Source organism: Jejubacter calystegiae (assembly GCF_005671395.1).
Classification (GTDB): domain Bacteria; phylum Pseudomonadota; class Gammaproteobacteria; order Enterobacterales; family Enterobacteriaceae; genus Jejubacter; species Jejubacter calystegiae.
Window position 1 is genome coordinate 3,565,357 of the sequence record NZ_CP040428.1, and the last position, 15,497, is coordinate 3,580,853.

Annotated in this window: 18 protein-coding genes; 8 read left to right on the forward strand and 10 right to left on the reverse strand. The window is 57.3% G+C overall.

The annotated features are described in order from the left end of the window. Positions 1-182 precede the first annotated feature (182 nt). Positions 183-1,355 (forward strand): MFS transporter, encoded by a 1,173-nt coding sequence (locus FEM41_RS16440; RefSeq protein ID WP_138097276.1) that lies wholly within the window; start codon positions 183-185, stop codon positions 1,353-1,355. A 32-nt stretch (positions 1,356-1,387) separates the two neighbouring features. Here the strand turns inward: FEM41_RS16440 and FEM41_RS16445 are convergent, their stop codons facing one another. Beyond that, the gene (locus tag FEM41_RS16445) at positions 1,388-2,059 is read right to left on the reverse strand and encodes a C40 family peptidase (RefSeq protein WP_138097277.1); all 672 of its coding nucleotides are present in this window, start codon (positions 2,057-2,059) and stop codon (positions 1,388-1,390) included. Between the two features lie 331 nt (positions 2,060-2,390). On the opposite strand from FEM41_RS16445, the gene FEM41_RS16450 reads away from it, so the two are divergent. Beyond that, positions 2,391-2,738 (forward strand): Grx4 family monothiol glutaredoxin, encoded by a 348-nt coding sequence (locus tag FEM41_RS16450; RefSeq protein WP_138097278.1) that lies wholly within the window; start codon positions 2,391-2,393, stop codon positions 2,736-2,738. A 61-nt stretch (positions 2,739-2,799) separates the two neighbouring features. Here the strand turns inward: FEM41_RS16450 and rnt are convergent, their stop codons facing one another. The 5 genes from rnt to eptA form a co-directional block, all read right to left on the reverse strand. Then, positions 2,800-3,453 carry a ribonuclease T gene (gene rnt / locus FEM41_RS16455; RefSeq protein WP_138097279.1) on the reverse strand — a complete coding sequence of 218 codons (654 nt, stop codon included), beginning with the start codon at positions 3,451-3,453 and terminating at the stop codon, positions 2,800-2,802. Positions 3,454-3,549: 96 nt separating this feature from the next. Further along, positions 3,550-3,957 (reverse strand): lactoylglutathione lyase, encoded by a 408-nt coding sequence (gloA, locus tag FEM41_RS16460; RefSeq protein WP_138097280.1) that lies wholly within the window; start codon positions 3,955-3,957, stop codon positions 3,550-3,552. A 99-nt stretch (positions 3,958-4,056) separates the two neighbouring features. Continuing rightward, positions 4,057-5,160, reverse strand: coding sequence for an alkene reductase (gene nemA, locus FEM41_RS16465; protein WP_138097281.1), 1,104 nt, complete (start codon positions 5,158-5,160; stop codon positions 4,057-4,059). 82 nt (positions 5,161-5,242) lie between these two features. Next, positions 5,243-5,833 (reverse strand): TetR/AcrR family transcriptional regulator, encoded by a 591-nt coding sequence (locus FEM41_RS16470; protein WP_138097282.1) that lies wholly within the window; start codon positions 5,831-5,833, stop codon positions 5,243-5,245. Between the two features lie 22 nt (positions 5,834-5,855). Further along, positions 5,856-7,508 (reverse strand): phosphoethanolamine transferase EptA, encoded by a 1,653-nt coding sequence (gene eptA, locus FEM41_RS16475; protein ID WP_138097283.1) that lies wholly within the window; start codon positions 7,506-7,508, stop codon positions 5,856-5,858. A gap of 152 nt (positions 7,509-7,660) precedes the next feature. Between eptA and FEM41_RS16480 the strand changes: the two genes are divergently transcribed. Next, positions 7,661-7,900 carry a DUF1289 domain-containing protein gene (locus FEM41_RS16480; RefSeq protein ID WP_138097284.1) on the forward strand — a complete coding sequence of 80 codons (240 nt, stop codon included), beginning with the start codon at positions 7,661-7,663 and terminating at the stop codon, positions 7,898-7,900. Positions 7,901-8,001: 101 nt separating this feature from the next. Next, complete coding sequence (gene sodC, locus FEM41_RS16485) at positions 8,002-8,523, forward strand: superoxide dismutase [Cu-Zn] SodC (protein ID WP_138097285.1); 522 nt, start codon at positions 8,002-8,004, stop codon at positions 8,521-8,523. On the opposite strand, the gene FEM41_RS16490 is transcribed toward sodC, so the two are convergent. Genes FEM41_RS16490 through FEM41_RS16500 form a run of 3 tightly spaced genes read right to left on the reverse strand, consistent with a single transcriptional unit; the run spans position 8,520 to position 11,646 of the window. Next, positions 8,520-10,547: an FUSC family protein gene (locus FEM41_RS16490; protein ID WP_138097286.1), complete on the reverse strand. Its 2,028-nt coding sequence runs from the start codon at positions 10,545-10,547 to the stop codon at positions 8,520-8,522. The two genes, sodC and FEM41_RS16490, sit on opposite strands and share 4 nt — an antisense overlap. 5 nt (positions 10,548-10,552) lie before the next feature. Next, entirely contained in the window at positions 10,553-11,410 is an 858-nt protein-coding gene (locus tag FEM41_RS16495) for an efflux RND transporter periplasmic adaptor subunit (RefSeq protein WP_138097287.1), read from the reverse strand. Next, positions 11,407-11,646, reverse strand: a complete 240-nt coding sequence (locus tag FEM41_RS16500; protein ID WP_138097288.1) for a DUF1656 domain-containing protein — start codon at positions 11,644-11,646, stop codon at positions 11,407-11,409. The genes FEM41_RS16495 and FEM41_RS16500 overlap by 4 nt, the downstream gene beginning before the upstream one ends. A gap of 178 nt (positions 11,647-11,824) precedes the next feature. Here FEM41_RS16500 and slyA point away from each other — a divergent pair, with 178 nt between their 5' ends. After that, entirely contained in the window at positions 11,825-12,265 is a 441-nt protein-coding gene (slyA, locus tag FEM41_RS16505; RefSeq protein WP_138097289.1) for a transcriptional regulator SlyA, read from the forward strand. 95 nt (positions 12,266-12,360) lie between these two features. On the opposite strand, the gene slyB is transcribed toward slyA, so the two are convergent. Further along, the gene (gene slyB, locus FEM41_RS16510; RefSeq protein ID WP_138097290.1) at positions 12,361-12,828 is read right to left on the reverse strand and encodes an outer membrane lipoprotein SlyB; all 468 of its coding nucleotides are present in this window, start codon (positions 12,826-12,828) and stop codon (positions 12,361-12,363) included. A 294-nt stretch (positions 12,829-13,122) separates the two neighbouring features. On the opposite strand from slyB, the gene anmK reads away from it, so the two are divergent. The 3 genes from anmK (at position 13,123) to pdxH (ending at position 15,434) form a co-directional block, all read left to right on the forward strand. Then, positions 13,123-14,238, forward strand: a complete 1,116-nt coding sequence (anmK, locus tag FEM41_RS16515) for an anhydro-N-acetylmuramic acid kinase (RefSeq protein ID WP_138097291.1) — start codon at positions 13,123-13,125, stop codon at positions 14,236-14,238. Between the two features lie 146 nt (positions 14,239-14,384). After that, on the forward strand, positions 14,385-14,720 hold the full coding sequence (locus FEM41_RS16520) for an MliC family protein (protein ID WP_138097292.1): 336 nt from the start codon (positions 14,385-14,387) through the stop codon (positions 14,718-14,720). 57 nt (positions 14,721-14,777) lie between these two features. After that, entirely contained in the window at positions 14,778-15,434 is a 657-nt protein-coding gene (pdxH, locus tag FEM41_RS16525; RefSeq protein ID WP_138097293.1) for a pyridoxamine 5'-phosphate oxidase, read from the forward strand. Positions 15,435-15,497: the final 63 nt, after the last annotated feature.

The following is a 15,497-nucleotide window of genomic DNA, read 5'->3' on the forward strand; positions in this document are numbered from 1 at the left end:
CGGATGCGCGTCGTTGCGTATCCGGGCCTTTCTATTATTGCTATTTGCGCAACAGCCTTTTGCTTTTAACACGTCTTTAACTTTCCTCCGCAGACTGTCATTATTCTCCGCCTGACGATTTCCGGCAGCAGTGAGTTCCGCCCTGGTGGAAGCTGTCTCCCGAATTTACCGGAGAAATAACAATGAAATTTAATTTCCCCTTACTGGCGCTGGCCATTGGGGCATTTGGTATAGGAACAACAGAATTTTCGCCCATGGGGCTGCTGCCTGTTATCGCCGATGGGGTGGGCGTCTCCATCCCCGTGGCCGGTATGCTGATCAGCGCTTATGCGATTGGCGTTATGGTGGGAGCGCCGTTGATGACGCTGCTGCTGTCACATCGTGCCAGACGCAGTGCGCTGCTGTTTCTGATGGGAATCTTTATTGTCGGTAATGTGCTGTCGGCGCTGGCGCCCAGCTATGGCTGGCTTCTGGCCTCCCGGATTATCACCAGCCTTAACCATGGTGCCTTCTTCGGGCTGGGTTCGGTGGTGGCGGCGAGTCTGGTCCCCAAAGAGAAGCAGGCCAGCGCGGTCGCCACCATGTTTATGGGGCTGACCATCGCCAATATCGGCGGCGTGCCAGCGGCAACCTGGCTGGGTAGCGCCATTGGCTGGCGTATGTCCTTCCTGGCCACCGCCGGTCTTGGCGTGGTGGCGATGTTAAGTCTGTGGCTGTCGCTGCCTGCGGGCGGCGCGGGCGATCGTCCGGACGTGAAGCGCGAGCTGGGGGTACTGATGCGCCCTCAGGTACTGATGGCGTTGCTGACCACGGTTCTGGGGGCGGGGGCGATGTTTACGCTTTATACCTATATTTCGCCAGTGTTGCAGCGGGTGACTCATGCTTCGCCGGATTTTATTACCGGTATGCTGGTGCTGGTTGGGCTGGGTTTTTCACTGGGCAACTATCTTGGCGGCCGTTTTGCCGATCGCTCGGTCAACGGCACCCTGAAAGGGTTTTTACTGCTGCTGACCGTGATTATGGTCACGATCCCCTGGCTGGCGCGTAGTGAAGTCGGTGCCGCCATCGCCATGGTGGTCTGGGGGGCCGCGACCTTCGCCGTGGTTCCGCCACTGCAGATGCGGGTGATGCGAGTGGCCCATGAGGCGCCGGGACTCTCGTCGTCGGTCAATATCGGCGCCTTTAACCTTGGTAATGCGCTGGGGGCTGCGGCGGGCGGGGCGGTGATCTCCGGTGGCCTGGGATATAGCTTTGTGCCGGTCATGGGGGGCATTATCGCCGCGCTGGGGCTGCTGCTGGTGCTGTTCTCATCGCGCAAATCGCCGCAGCAGACGCTGGCGGCGGATGCCGAATAACCACAGCGACGCCCCCTTGTCAGTGGGGGGCGTTAGCGCAGAGTGTCTGGCGTCATCACCCGACGGGCGCCAACGTAGTGGCGCTGCCAGTAGTTATCACTCAGAGAGGTTATCTGGATGTCGCGCCCGGTACGCGGGGACTGGATAAACTTACCGTTGCCCACATAGACCCCGACGTGATCGGCGGTGCCGCGACCGCGAATACGGAAGAAGACCAGGTCGCCGCGCTGTAGCTCGCTGCGGTTCACTGGTGCTGCATCGCGCAGATGGTACATGCCGTTGGCGGTACGGGGGATACGAATATTGACTAAATCTTTGTAGGCATACCAGATCAGACCGCTACAGTCGAAGCCGGTACGCGGTGAGCTTCCACCCCAGTGATAGGGTTTACCGAGCTGATTCATTAATTTATTCATCGCCACTTTGCGGGCTTTTTCGATTCTGTCCTTATGGGCGCTGGCAATTGAGGTAGTGCCGGTATGATGGGGCCGGGTTTTACGCTGCGTCGGGCGTTTTTTGCTGCGGGCGCCGGTGTGGCGTTTGCTGGTGCGCAGTACCGTTTTATGGCTGGCGCCGGATTTATGGGCGCGGGCCTTGTGCTCGGTCGTCTGGTGGCTGTGTCCTGCCGCCAGGGCATGGGGCACCAGGGCGCTGCTCAGGAACAGCGCGCAAACGGTAAGCGCAAATTTTCTGTTTCGGGCCACTCGTTAACTTCCTGAACGATGGTTAGTGCGGCGCCGGGCGGCGTCGGCTTCGGGAGTCAGAGGATTCTAATCCACAGAAACCTCATGCGGGAAGCCGCTTTTTTGTTTCCAGACGTGACGATGGAAGCAAAGCGAACGTTTTTACGCCAAAACAGGCTGGACGCAGCTCTGAGGCGGTTCACGACGACCCGGCTAAAGTGTTATTCTGCATGCAGCTTTACCCCCCGCGTGGCCCGATGGGGATAACCCTGTGAAAGTGGGTATTTTACCGTTGCCCGTGAGTGGCTACAATGTAAGGCTAACGCCGTAAAAAGCTTGAGGAAGCATGACAATGAGCACCACTATCGAAAAAATTGAGCGTCAGATTAACGAGAATCCCATCCTGCTGTACATGAAGGGGTCACCGAAATTACCCAGCTGTGGGTTCTCCGCTCAGGCTGTACAGGCGCTGGCCGCCTGCGGCGAGCGTTTTGCCTACGTGGATATTTTGCAGAATCCGGAGATTCGCGCCGAGCTGCCGAAATATGCTAACTGGCCGACGTTCCCGCAACTGTGGGTGGAAGGTGAACTGGTTGGCGGTTGCGATATCATCATTCAGATGTATCAGGCTGGCGAACTGCAGACGCTGATCAAAGAGGCTGCGGCAAAGCACAAACCGGAAGAGTCAGACGCGGAATAATTGATTCTGTTGTCGATCAAAAAGGCGGTTCATGATGAACCGCCTTTTTTACGTCCAGGGATCAGGCCTCGTTGCTTTCGACCTGAGGTAACGGCCAGCCGCCCAGTCGCTTCCAGCGGTTAACAATTTCACAAAACAGTTGAGCGGTCTGTTCGGTGTCGTAGAGCGCGGAGTGCGCCTGTTCGGCATCGAAGGCGATCCCGGCGGCGATGCAGGCCTTTGCCAGTACGGTCTGGCCCAGCGCCAGGCCGCTCATGGCCGCGGTATCGAAGGTGACGAACGGATGAAACGGGTTGCGTTTCAGGCCGGCGCGTTCTGCGGCCGCCATCATAAATCCGTGATCGAAGGTGGCATTATGCGCCACCATAATTGCCCGGTTACAGTGGCTTGCCTTAATCCCTTTGCGCACCATTTTGAAGATGGCATGCAGAGCATCGTATTCGCTGACCGCGCCGCGTAGCGGGTTATGGGGATCGATACCGGTAAAGGCCAGGGCTTCCGGCTCCAGAATCGAACCTTCAAAGGGCTCAACGTGAAAGTGCAGGGTCTCGTCGGTTGTCAGCCAGCCATCTTCGTCCATTTTTAGCGTGATGGCGGCTATCTCCAGCAGGGCGTTGGTCTTTGCGTTAAAACCGGCAGTTTCCACGTCGATTACAACGGGATAAAAGCCGCGGAAGCGGTCGCACAGACCGTTCAGTTGAGCGTTGTCGGACATCCGGAGTCTCTTGTTACGGGGAAAACGAGCAGCGGGTATTATGGCAAATTTTGGGGCTTAATGCAGTAAGCGGGGCGCCGTGGCGCCCCGTGGAGATTAGTCGCCCAGACCTTTTCCGGCGTCTTTAGCTTCGATCAGCTCAATTTTATAGCCATCAGGATCTTCCACGAAGGCGATCACGGTGGTGCCGCCCTTAACCGGGCCTGCTTCACGGGTGACGTTACCGCCATTGCTGCGGATACGGTCACAGGCTTCAGCGGCGTTATCCACGCTCAGGGCAATATGGCCCCAGGCGTTGCCCAGATCGTAGCTTTCCACGCCCCAGTTATAAGTCAGCTCAATGACCGCTTCTTCGCTTTCCGGGCCGTAGCCTACGAAGGCCAGGGAGTATTTGTATTCCGGGTTTTCACTGGTACGCAGCAGTTTCATGCCCAGCACATTGGTGTAAAAATCGATGGAGCGTTGCAGGTCGCCAACGCGCAGCATGGTATGGAGTAAGCGCATAAAGTCCTCGTAATTTAACGGTTTTTTATTATCCGTCGATAAAATAGAACGTACTAAGGAGTATAGCGGCGAACGGGCGCCGCTATCAATGATAGAGGGTCAGAGGGTGGGGTAATCGGTGTAACCTTCAGCACCGCCGCCGTAGAAACTTTCGGTACGTTGAGAGTTAAGAGGGGCATTGTTATGCAGACGCGCCACCAGATCCGGGTTGGCTATCCAGTCGCGTCCGAAGGCGGCAGCATCGATATAACCTGCTTCAATCATCTGTTCCGCTTTTTCACGGGTGTAGGCTCCGGCGCCGATAATCACGCCGTTAAAGCGCTGGCGTACCTGGCGACGGAACGCGTCGCTGTAAGGCTGACCACCGGCCCAGTCCGGTTCGGAAACGTGCAGATAAGCCAGCTTGCGTTTATTCAGCTCGTCTATCAGATACAGCGCGGCCTCTTCCTGGTCGGGTCCATTATCCAGCCCGTTGAACGGCCCCAGGGGCGAGATACGGATCCCGATACGATCGGCGCTCCAGCCCGCAATGGCGGCGTCCACCACCTCCAGCGCAAAGCGGGTGCGGTTTTCAATGCTCCCGCCGTACTCGTCTTCACGCAGGTTGGAGGCCGGGGAGAGGAACTGGTGAATCAGATAACCGTGCGCGCCGTGCAGTTCCACCATATCGAAACCGGCTTCCCGGGCGTTTTCCACCGCCTTACGGAAGTCGGCGACAATGCCGGGGATTTCGCCCCGCTCAAGGGCACGCGGGGTGGAGGTATCCACGCGAATGGTTTTGCCATTTTCATCGCGCAGGCTGGTACGACCTTCGGCGCGGATAGCGGAAGGAGCGACCGGCGCTTTGCCTTCCGGCTGTACGCTGTTATGGGAGATACGGCCGGTATGCCACAGTTGAACGGCGATATGACCACCTTCGGCATGAACGCCATCGGTGATGCGACGCCAGGCATCAATCTGCGGCTGACTGTGCAGACCGGGAGCGCCGGCATAGCCTTTCGCCTGGGCGGAAATCTGGGTCGCCTCGCTGATGATAAGTCCCGCACTGGCGCGCTGGCGATAATATTCGCCCATCAGCGGCGTAGGGATATCCCCCGGCTCAATGCTGCGCAGGCGGGTAAGGGGAGCCATAATCACCCGATTAGGGATCTCAATCGCCCCCATCTGTAGGGGACTAAACAGTTTCTGGTGTTGATTTGACATGCTAACTCCTGATTTGAGTAGACCGGTCGTCTAGTTGCAGGGTAAAGAAAAAGCGCCGGCTTGTACACCGTCGCTTGAATTTTTAGCCGCGCAACAGTCGGCTGACCTGAGCCTGCGCGCTTTCCAGCGGCATGGCGCTGCGTGAAATTTTGGCCTGCAGGCTGGCGCCCAGCCACAGGGCATAAAGGGCATTAGCCAGACTGAGCGGGTCGTCCTCTTTCATTAATCCCTCTTCCTGCTGCGCCCGGGTAATCAGCCGGGCCAGCATGGCAATCACCTGCGACGAACCCTGTTCCAGCGCTTCGCGCATCTCTTCCGACAGATCGCACACCTCGGCGGAAAGCTTTACCGTCAGGCAGTTACCGATCATGCCACTGTGGCAGAAGTGCTCCAGCGCCTGGCGATACCAGTCCAGCAGCAGCGTGCTGGCGGGGGTCTCGCCCCGGGCGAACGCATCACGCATCCGCTGATTGGCGGCGGTGTAATAGCGTTTCAGCATTTCAACGCCAAAGGCCTCTTTCGAGCGGAAATAGTGGTAAAACGACCCGCGCGGCACGCCTGCGGTACGCAACAGTTCACTCAGCCCCATGCCGGTGAAGCCCAGGCGCAGGCAGAGCTGCTCGCCGGTGGCGAGCAGGTGTTCGCGGGTATCATGTTCAGGATGTTTGCTCATAGCTTTCACTTTACCAGGCTCTTTACCCCCGCGCAAGGCGCTCGGGCACGCTGCGGCAACCGTTCAACAGGTCCAGTCCGGGGCGGTAAATCCGGGTACGGACATCCATCATGCCCAGTACGGTATCGAACAGATTATCCTGTGAGATGGCCGTACTGCGCGCGCTCTGGCGTAGGCAGCGGGTATCGGTACCGGTCTGGCGGGCGTAATCCTCCGACAGCCAGAACAGAAAGGGAATCCTGACCTGTTCATCCGGCGCCAGCATACGCGGGGTGCCGTGCAGATACAGCCCCTCTTCGCCCAGCGATTCGCCATGGTCGGACAGATAGATCATCGCCCCGTTGAGTTGACTCTGACGGGCCTTTAACGTGTCGATGACGCGGCTGACCACATCGTCGGTGTACAGAATGGTGTTGTCGTAGGTGTTAATCAGCGACTGGCGACTGCATTCCTGAATCTGGTTACTGTCACAGGTCGGCGTAAAGCGCCGGAACCGCGATGGATAGCGGCGGTACCAGGCAGGGCCATGGCTACCCATCAGGTGCAGGACGATGGTGGTATCTCTTTGCACGCCGTCGAGTATGTTATCCAGGCGGTAAAGCAGAGCATCGTCCAGGCAACTTCCCTTACTGCACCATTCCGGCAGGTTCCAGAGCGTCATATTGGTTTGGGGGATCCTGTCGCAGGCACCTTTGCAGCCGCCGTCGTTATCGCGCCACAGCACGTTGATGCCGGCGTGAGCCAGAACGTCCATCAGTCCTTCACGGTGGCGGGCGGTACTGGCGTCGTAGCCTGCCCGGGTCATGCCCGAAAACATACAAGGTACTGATACCGCCGTTTCGGTACCACAGGACGTCGCGTTATCAAACCAAATCACATTCTGCTTTTTCAGTTCCGGATTGGTTTCACGGTGATAACCGCCCAGCGAGTAATTCTGCGCCCGGGAAGCCTCACCGAGTACCACAATCAGCACCGTCTTTTTCCGTTCTTTGGCGAGCGTTGCGCCGCGTCCGGCATCTTCACCGATACGAATCAAACGCCGATCGCCGTTAAACCAGCGCTCTTTACCGTAATTCGTCAGGGCGCTGATGTAATTCGGCGGAGTGACCAGTTTGGCGATGCCTTTGGTATTGCGAAACAGCGAGGCATAGTCTTTATAAAACAGCGCCGCCACCAGCAGAATCACCAGCAGGCTGAGCAACACAGTCAGCAGTCGGGTACACAGCGGATACCACCAGCGTGCGGCGCGGCTCACATGCAGGGTGCAGATGAGTGCCGCGGGAAGCAGTCCCGCCAGTGCCAGCCATAAAAGTAACTGTGGCGTAATCAGCGCCATCGATTCCTGAATATCGGTTTCGAAAACGTTGCGCATCATATTGGTATCAATGACCGCGCCGTAGCTGTACGTAAAATAGTTGGCGACGGCACAGCCGACGATCAGCACTGCCAGCAGAGGCTTACGCAGTAGCGGCAGGGTTATCAGACTGAAGATCGCCAGCCAGGCGCAAAACAGCACCAGCGGTACCGAAGCGGCGAATAAAAACTCACGCGATGAATGGGGGGCAATGGCCTGCCAGCTGCGACGGATAAACAACGCATTAATCAGGGTAAAGAGGGTGGCGCACAGCAAATTAAACAGCGAGTCATTACACTGTAACTTATTTTTCAGCAGCATCGGGATCTCTTCCTGTACGGTTGCTGCGCACAGTTTGCTGAGAAAAGATTAATCAGACCTTAATGTCTCGATGGATAAAATTTGAGCCGCCGCGCTTGCATCGCGGCGCCTGAGAGGCTTCAATTGTAGCAATTCCGTTAAAGAGGCGTGCCGTGGCTGAGCAACTTGAGTTTTTCCCCGTCCAGAGCCCCTGTCGCGGCGTTTGTCAGTCCGACGAACGCGGCTACTGCCGTGGCTGCATGCGTAGTCGCGACGAGCGCTTTAACTGGCAAAATATGAGCGATGCCCAAAAGCGCGAGGTGTTGCGCCTGTGTCACCAGCGCTGGTTGCGCAAGCTGCGTGCCGCGAAAGGGCCGGAGCAGGATACCCCTGAACAGCCCACGCTATTTTAATTTCCCAATGATGAAAAAGATGATTCGCCTGGCAGCATGTTGTGGCCAGGCTGGCTATGCTTAGCCAGTCATTCTGTAAAACTTAAGGAGAAGAGAAAACGATGAAGCGATTAACTCTGGGTCTGGCTCTGCTGGTAGCCTGTGGCGCAGCGCAGGCTGCAAGCGAGAAAGTAGAGATGAAACTGGCGACCGAACAGGGAGCGGGTGAAGCTGTCGGTACGGTGACCATCAGCGAAAGCGCCAATGGGCTCACCTTCACGCCGGATCTGAAAGGGCTGCCGGGCGGTGAGCATGGTTTCCATATTCATGCCAATGGTAGCTGCGATCCCAAAACCGTGGACGGTAAGCTGACGCCCGCCGGTGCGGCTGGTGGTCACTTTGACCCTCACAATACCGGTAAGCATCTGGGGCCGGAAGGCGACGGGCATCTGGGCGATTTGCCGGTGCTGACGGTGAGTCAGGATGGTAGCGCCACCTCACCGGTGACCGCGCCGCGCCTGAAGTCGCTGGATGAAATCAAAGGCAAGGCGCTGATGATTCACGTGGGCGGTGACAATATGTCTGATATGCCGAAGCCACTGGGCGGCGGCGGTGCCCGCTTTGCCTGTGGGGTAATCGGCTAAGATTTTGCCTGTGGCGGTGCCTCATCGGCAGGCACTGCCTGCTCCAGTTGCTGGAGCGAACCGTGCAGACGCCAGATAATCCCAGCCAGATCCCGCGCCGCCGGATTATGATGCCGGGACAGCGTGTCGCACATCTTCTGTAGTTCCGCCAGCGCCCCGGCCAGCGGTCGCTGCCTGACCCCGCGTTCACTCATCACATCGCGCAGCGTGGTGATGCAGATATCGCGCACTCTCGATAGCGGATCGGAACGAGTTTCCCATGCGCGCAGCTGCCACACCACGTGGGAGCAGTTCAGCAGTACGACCCCCCAACGCAGCAGCCAGCGGCGTGATAGCGCGTCTTTACTGTTACTGAGCTGGCTGACGTGATGGTAGACCAGGGATTCAAAGGCGCCCTCATTATGTTGCGGCTTACGGCTAAGCTGATCGATAAAGCCGCGGCGCAGCGCGCGGATATGGCGTCGTCCTTTGCGTTTATCGGAACTGGGGCGCAGCAGGGAAAAAGCCACCCAGCACAGCGCCACGCCGATCACCTTGGCCAGATTGGTATTCAGAAAGTCGGCGAAGTCATATTCGGGGGGATTGGTCACCGAGATAAACGAGCCCATAAAGACGATCAACTGCCCCCATAAACCAGCATATTTTTTGTGCTGTAGTTTAAAGAACTGCATGGTGATCAGCAGCGGCAGCAGGAAGATCAGGAACTGCCACAGTTCGGAAATCTGAATCATCAGACCGAATTTAACCATAAAGCTGAACAGCGACAGCAGCCCCAGCGTACGCAGCAGCATGCTGACCGAGCCCGTCGGCGAGGGCGAGGCAGAATAGAGCACGCAGCAGATGGCCGCCAGGGTCATGGCCGCGCTACCGGCTTCCCACTGAGTGGCGATACACCATGCGCCGGTCAGGGTAATGACGCAGAAGGTACGGAATGCGCTCCAGCTGTTTTCGGCGTTATCGGTGTGGCGGGCGAGGGAGGGAGCACCTGGGGGACTGAGCGACTCCACCGGGGTGGTCGTTTCCAGCCGCCACAGCCAGCGGCGCCCGTCCAGCCACAGCCAGCAGAAATAGCGGAGCCTTAGCCAGAAGGCCCGGTGCCGGTAGTCGTCGGGGCTCTCCGGCATCATCTGGCGCAGCAGTCGGGCGATCTCGTATTTGCTGACCTCCGGGCGCGCCAGATCGTGCAGCAGGGTTTCCAGTAGCGGCCACAGGTGCGCAGGCGCGTCGGGCCAGTTAAGCAGCATCCGCCGTATGCTGGAAATAATGCTGGTCAACCGCAGTTGCTGATGCAGCAGGTAGTTGAGCAACTGGTTCTGTTGGCGAAAGCGATAGTGGCTCCAGAAAGCCTGGATGCGCAGCAGATTCATGGTCAGAATCTGACCGATAATGCTTTCATGGGCGGTGCGAATGGCGTCGGTGGTTTCCGGTTTCCACAGCATGCTGGCGTGCTCCAGCAGCCGGTCATGCATGTTCTTCAGTGCCTTAAGCAGCGCTTCGCCATCTGAGGTGCTTGGCAGCACCATCATCATAAAGGCGCCGCACAGAATCCCAACGATCACTTCGCATACCCTGGCCTGGGCGATGTCCCACAGTTCGGTGGTCTCCAGGGTGTTGACCATCGGGAAGGCGATAATGGCCGCGGTGTAGCCCGCCAGCGCAAAGGCATAGGCGACGTTATTCTGGTACTGGCAGGAAACCCAGGTGCAGGTAGCCAGCCAGGTCGCCATGGCAAAGGTGAACAGCCAGGGATCGTTCAGGGTATGACCGGCGATAATCAGCGACGCGGTGGCGCCAATAATACTGCCAGCGATACGCCCCAGGCTTTTACTGATAACGCCACCCACGGTCGGGAAACTCACTACCGCAGCGGAGGTCATTGCCCAGTAGGGCTGATCCAGATCGAGGCCATAAGCGATACTCAGCGCCAGACACATGGCGATACTGTTACGCAGCGCATAGCGCCACTGGCCTGCCGTCGCCTTGCCCCATGGCGTATTGCGCCACTCCAGCCAGCTCAGATTCATGATTTTCAGCGCTGAATAGAGACGGTACAGGTGGTGCCGGAAACCAGCGTGATATTCTGCGGCACGCTGGCGAGCGCAATGCGCACTGGCACCCGCTGGGCCAGACGCACCCAGGGCACATTGGGTTTTATATCCGCCACCAGTTGGCTGTCGGTTTCTACGCTCTGATCGTAAATGGCGCGTCCGATGCTGGAGACCTTGCCTTCCAGCTTCTGATGGCCGCTATAGAGGGTGATATCAGCCCGGGCGCCGGGGCGGATATTGCGCAATTTGGTCTCTTCGAAGTAGCCCACAACGTAAAACGAGTGGCTGTCCACCAGTGCGAATACCGGTGAGCCGCTGGCAGCGTAATTGCCCGGGCGGGTGGAAAGATTGGTAATCCAGCCGTCTACCGGTGCGGTAACGGTGGTTTGGGAAAGCCGCCAGCGCGCCTGTTTCAGGGTCGCTTCGGCGACGGCGACCGAGGCTTTCGCCGCCTTCACGTTGATATCGGCGGTATCCATATCCTCGGCGGAAATATAGTTTTTCGGCAGATGATGGCGACGATTCGCCTCATTGGTGGCCTTTGCCAGATCGGACTGCGCCTTCGCCAGTTGTGCTTCGGCGTTCAGCACATCGATGTGAAACGGGGTCGCATCTATCCGGAACAGTACATCGCCGGCACGGACAAACTGGTTATCCTTCACCCGCAATTCGGTAATGGTGCCGGAAACCTGAGGGGCAATCCCTACCTGTTCGGCCCTGACTTTGCCGTCCCGGGTCCAGGGCGACTGCATATAGTAGTTCCACAGCAGCCAGCCAGCCACCAGAGCGACGGCCACAACCAAAAGGGTGGAAAAGTATTTTAATGTTTTCAGATTCATCGTATCGAGACCAGCAGCATCATACCCAAACAGACGGAAATAACGAACAGGGAGAGATCCATCAGCGTTGGGTGCCAGACCTCTCCGGAATAGATCCATCCTCTCAGCAGCCGGTGGGCCACCAGCCAGATAAAGAAACCTACCAGCACGGCCCGGAACAGCGGAGGAAAGTAGACCGAAGCGCCAAAAACCAGATCCTGCAGCGGCATACCGGAGGGGGATAACAGGGCGTTCATGGCCGATAATCCTTTAGAATGAACATAATGGCTGTCTTTACTGTCTCATCACCATAGAATAGCTAAAATGTGAGATGGCTGCACAGGCGCTAAGTGGGTAATACCTGGGTAAAAAAGCGCTATGCAGCGAGTTTAATATGGCTATAATAACTTAGCAAACTAATTATATTAAAAGGAGATGAAATTGGAATCGCCACTGGGATCCGATCTGGCACGGCTGGTGCGCATCTGGCGTGCTCTGATTGACCATCGCCTGAAACCTCTGGAATTAACGCAGACCCACTGGGTCACGCTACATAACATTCATCAGTTGCCGCCGGAACAGTCGCAGATCCAGCTGGCGAAAGCGATAGGCATTGAGCAGCCGTCGCTGGTACGTACGCTCGATCAGTTGGAAGAGAAGGGGCTGATTTCGCGTCATACCTGTGCTAACGATCGCCGGGCCAAACGCATTAAGCTGACCGAAAAGGCCGAGCCGTTGATTAGTGAAATGGAAAGCGTTATTGATAAAACCCGTCGTGAGATTCTGGCGGGAATTAGCCCAGAGGAAGAGGCGCTGCTGATAAGTCTGATTGCGCGGCTGGAGCAGAATATTATTGCGCTGCAGATTCGGGACTAATACCCGGGCCGATCCAGGCGTTCCGACGGATGTGGAGCGCTATTTCCTGCAACAACAGATCAAAGCGGCGCCTTTCGCAGACGCCGCCTGAAGCATTACCGCGGGGAGACGTTAACCTGACGGCCGTTGCTGGCAATCGCCACGCGCTGACCGGCAGAGAAGCGGGTGTTACCCTGCTTCTGAACCACCATAATGGTGTTACCGTCGTCCTTACGGATTTCCAGTTCCACGCCCTGGGTTTTGTTAACGGAGCTCTCAATCTGATCGCCCGCTACGCCACCAGCGACCGCGCCTGCGGCCGTTGCCAGAGAACGACCGGTGCCGCCGCCGATGGTGTTACCCAGGAAGCCCCCCAATACGGCGCCGCCAATGGTACCGATAATATTAGAATCGTTACCCGCCTGAATTTGCACCGGACGCATACTAACGATGGTGCCGTAGGTGACATTCTGTACCTGCTTGGCTTCAGACGCGCTATAGACGTCGCCAGAAAGGGTACTCGTGTTAGCACAACCCGCCAGCGTCAAACTAACCAGTGAAACTACCAGCACACGTGAAATCATCTTATGAATCTCCTGTTCACAATAAAATGCTCTGATGGGCATCCATCATCCCTTAATTATACGGCATCTGAGCTTTCTGTTTCATACGGTTCTTATACCCACGGATAAAAATAGTAAAAAACGGCGCCTGAACCGGGAGTAAACGGAACCGACAAAGCATGGCGATGGATGATTTGTCCGTTAATCATGAATTAACCATCGCCTTTGTTAAAAAATATTAATAATTCATGGTATTAGCCTCTACTTTATGATGGACTAATTCGCACAACATAGAGTGGCATCAAGGAATTACTGATGAGATCGGGTCGCTATATTGGCGTTATGTCCGGCACCAGTCTGGATGGTGTGGATGTGGTACTGGCCGTCATTGATAAAAACATGGTGGCCCAGCAGGCCAGCTACTGTCATCCCATTCCCACGGCGTTGAAGCAGGAGATCCTGGCGGTATGTCAGGGACAGCCTCTGACGCTTTCGACCCTGGGGCGACTGGATCACCGTCTGGGATTACTGTTCGCAGAGGCAGTACAGACCCTGATGCAGCGTGAAGGGCTGCGGCCTGCAGAGGTGGTGGCCATCGGTTGTCACGGGCAGACCGTGTGGCACGAACCTGAAGGCGATGCGCCGCACACCATGCAAATTGGCGATAACAACCTGATCGTCGCCGCAACTGGCGTTACCGTCGTTGGGGATTTCAGGCGTCGTGATATGGCGCTGGGCGGTCAGGGCGCGCCGTTGGTGCCCGCCTTTCATCAGGCGCTGCTGGCGCACCCCGTGGAGCGTCGGATGGTGTTGAACATCGGAGGCATTGCCAACCTGTCTCTTCTGTTTCCAGACAGACCGGTACGCGGCTTCGATACCGGCCCCGGCAATATGTTGCTGGATGCCTGGATTTGGCGTCGCCGTGGCTTGCCATACGATTGCGATGCCCAATGGGCAAGTCAGGGGCAGGTTGTTTTACCCCTGCTTCAGCAAATGCTCAGCGATCCCTTCTTCGCGCAGACGCCGCCGAAGAGCACCGGCCGCGAATACTTTAATTACGGCTGGCTGGAACGTCAGCTTGCCGCTTTCCCCGGGCTGGCGCCGGAGGATGTCCAGGCGACGCTGGCGGAGCTCACGGCGGTGACCATCTCCGAACAGATTCTGTCAGGCGGCGGCTGCGAACGTCTGCTGGTCTGCGGCGGCGGCAGCCGTAATCCGCTGCTGATGAACCGGCTGGCGGGGCTGTTACCGGGAATTGAAGTGTCGACCACCGATGAGGCGGGCATTAGCGGCGATGATATGGAAGCGCTGGCTTTTGCCTGGCTGGCGGCCCGTACGATGTCAGGCCTGCCGGGGAATCTGCCGTCGGTGACCGGCGCTTCGCGTCCTACGCTGCTCGGGGCCATCTATCCGGCGGATAGCGAGAAGTGAGCGCGAGGCAATGCGTGCGAAATTCGCTGAATGACCATCAGATTCGGAGTGGGACGAAATCACAGCGTAGCGGAACCTTCTAGACTTATTGATTAACCAGGTGTGGGGGCTGTCCGCGCCATAATAAAGCATTCAAGGATTCTCCAATGAAAAAACTGTTTATTCTTCTGCTGCCAGCCATGCTGGGTGGCTGTAGCTATTACCATACGGTCTATAACTCGGTGATGGATAAGATGAACACGGACACCCTTGAGTACCAGTGCGATGAGCAACCGCTGTCGGTCACCCACAACAGCAATCGCGATGAGGTCAGTTTCCTCTATAACGATAAAGAGCTACGCCTGAAGCAGGGCATTTCCGCCTCTGGCGCACGTTACAGCGACGGAATCTATGTTTTCTGGTCGAAGGGCGATACCGCGACAGTCTGGCGCCAGGATAGCATCGTGCTGCACAACTGCCAGCTGCAAAACGGCGAAAGTTGAGATTTACGGGAGGCGGGCGCACAATAGCGTGACCCGCTGATTTCCTGAAGAATCCACATGTCTGACCAGCAAGATTTACAGAAGATAGCCCATCTGCGCCGTGAATATACCCGCGGCGGCCTGCGTCGTCGCGATCTGACCGATGCCCCATTACCGCTGTTTGAACGCTGGCTGAGCCAGGCCTGTGAGGCGCGGCTGGCCGATCCCACGGCCATGGTGGTGGCGACCGTCGATGCCAGCGGCCAGCCGTTCCAGCGCATCGTACTGCTCAAACACTTCGACGAACGCGGTATGGTGTTCTATACCAATCTCGGCAGCCGCAAGGCGCAGCAAATCGAACAGAATCCCCGGATCTGCCTGCTCTTTCCCTGGCATGTGCTGGATCGTCAGGTGATCGTACAGGGCCATGCCGAACGGCTCTCCACGCTGGAAGTGATGAAGTATTTCCACAGCCGCCCGCGCGACAGTCAGATCGGCGCCTGGGTGTCGAAACAGTCCAGCCGTATTTCCGCGCGTGGCGTGCTGGAAAGTAAATTTTTGGAACTGCGCCAGAAGTTTCGTCAGGGTGATATTCCGCTGCCCAGCTTCTGGGGCGGCTTCCGGGTGAGTCTGGACCAGATTGAATTCTGGCAGGGGGGCGAACATCGCCTCCATGACCGTTTTTTATACCGCCGTGAGGCAGACGCCTGGCAAATTGACCGTCTGGCCCCCTGATAGCGTGAAATTGTTGTGCATAGCGCTGGTACTGTAGAGGCCGGCGCTTTATTCTATTACCCT

What these genes read in the sequence shown, in the direction of transcription:
- FEM41_RS16450 (WP_138097278.1), top strand. Translation starts at nt 2,391, where the DNA reads ATGAGCACCACTATCGAAAAAATTGAGCGTCAGATTAACGAGAATCCC.
- rnt (WP_138097279.1), bottom strand. Translation starts at nt 3,453, where the DNA reads ATGTCCGACAACGCTCAACTGAACGGTCTGTGCGACCGCTTCCGCGGC.
- gloA (WP_138097280.1), bottom strand. Translation starts at nt 3,957, where the DNA reads ATGCGCTTACTCCATACCATGCTGCGCGTTGGCGACCTGCAACGCTCC.
- eptA (WP_138097283.1), bottom strand. Translation starts at nt 7,508, where the DNA reads ATGCTGCTGAAAAATAAGTTACAGTGTAATGACTCGCTGTTTAATTTG.
- slyA (WP_138097289.1), top strand. Translation starts at nt 11,825, where the DNA reads ATGAAATTGGAATCGCCACTGGGATCCGATCTGGCACGGCTGGTGCGC.
- FEM41_RS16500 (WP_138097288.1), bottom strand. Translation starts at nt 11,646, where the DNA reads ATGAACGCCCTGTTATCCCCCTCCGGTATGCCGCTGCAGGATCTGGTT.
- FEM41_RS16520 (WP_138097292.1), top strand. Translation starts at nt 14,385, where the DNA reads ATGAAAAAACTGTTTATTCTTCTGCTGCCAGCCATGCTGGGTGGCTGT.
- FEM41_RS16495 (WP_138097287.1), bottom strand. Translation starts at nt 11,410, where the DNA reads ATGAATCTGAAAACATTAAAATACTTTTCCACCCTTTTGGTTGTGGCC.
- FEM41_RS16490 (WP_138097286.1), bottom strand. Translation starts at nt 10,547, where the DNA reads ATGAATCTGAGCTGGCTGGAGTGGCGCAATACGCCATGGGGCAAGGCG.
- nemA (WP_138097281.1), bottom strand. Translation starts at nt 5,160, where the DNA reads ATGTCAAATCAACACCAGAAACTGTTTAGTCCCCTACAGATGGGGGCG.
- sodC (WP_138097285.1), top strand. Translation starts at nt 8,002, where the DNA reads ATGAAGCGATTAACTCTGGGTCTGGCTCTGCTGGTAGCCTGTGGCGCA.
- slyB (WP_138097290.1), bottom strand. Translation starts at nt 12,828, where the DNA reads ATGATTTCACGTGTGCTGGTAGTTTCACTGGTTAGTTTGACGCTGGCG.
- FEM41_RS16470 (WP_138097282.1), bottom strand. Translation starts at nt 5,833, where the DNA reads ATGAGCAAACATCCTGAACATGATACCCGCGAACACCTGCTCGCCACC.
- FEM41_RS16440 (WP_138097276.1), top strand. Translation starts at nt 183, where the DNA reads ATGAAATTTAATTTCCCCTTACTGGCGCTGGCCATTGGGGCATTTGGT.
- anmK (WP_138097291.1), top strand. Translation starts at nt 13,123, where the DNA reads ATGAGATCGGGTCGCTATATTGGCGTTATGTCCGGCACCAGTCTGGAT.
- pdxH (WP_138097293.1), top strand. Translation starts at nt 14,778, where the DNA reads ATGTCTGACCAGCAAGATTTACAGAAGATAGCCCATCTGCGCCGTGAA.